General features: G+C 45.7%; 1 protein-coding gene. It reads left to right on the top strand.

The genetic code is table 11. The features are described 5' to 3' along the window. Positions 1 to 835: cellulose biosynthesis cyclic di-GMP-binding regulatory protein BcsB (locus R7Z77_RS24805; protein ID WP_318136978.1), on the top strand; the 835-nt coding region annotated here is incomplete at its 5' end. Positions 836 to 840 lie beyond the last annotated feature (5 nt).

Below are 840 nucleotides of genomic sequence, written 5' to 3'. Positions count from 1 at the left end.
GGTCATTGATGGTGACTCTACGGTTGATTTTAGTGGTTTCCCTCACTACATCGAAATGCCAAATATGCGCGCTTTTGCTACTTCTGGTTTCCCTTACACTCGCATGGCCGATTTGTCAGAAACTGCGATTGTTGTTCCAGAGAGAGCTCCAAAAGAAGTGTTGCAGACCTTCTTAAACGTCATGGGGTCGTTAGGACGTGATTCTGGGTACCCAGGTATTCAGGTGCTTTTGACAGATAAATGGAATGCTGAGAAACTAAAAAATAAAGATATCCTGACGATTGGTGTTGTGGATGCATTAGAAGAAGCCGCTAATAATCCTGACCAAGTTAACTTAGTGGTTAAAGAGGGTCAGAGACAAATTCGCCTACCAAGCAAAAATGAAAAGCAGCTCGGAATGAACTGGATGAGTCCAAGTGATACTCGTCAAGTGGCCGCGGATTATGTTTCTGTTGAGGCTGAGGGCTCTTTTGCTGCTATTTATGGTGCAGAATCGCCATTTACGAAAAAACGCAGCGTCATTTCTATTATGGCGGCTCACCCGTCAGATTTTTCGTCGGTTGATCGCGCGTTGGCTGACTCCGGTAAAGTGGAGCACATGTTTGGCTCGGTGGTGACGTTGAGAAATAACGAAGTAGCAAGCTACAACGTGGGTTCGCACTACTATGTCGGTAAGCTTCCTGTGTGGCAGCTCGTTTGGTATCACTTCTCTAATCACCCAGTCATCGTTGCGTGCTTTGCCGCCTTGCTAGTGGTGATCGTAACCATTGTTCTTTGGCGCGTATTACGTCAAGTCGCGTCTAGACGTTTAGAAAAAACTGAGGAAGAGGAATAATGAAA

Source organism: Vibrio sp. 1401, from assembly GCF_033340295.1.
This window is presented reverse-complemented; position numbering and strand designations above follow the sequence as displayed.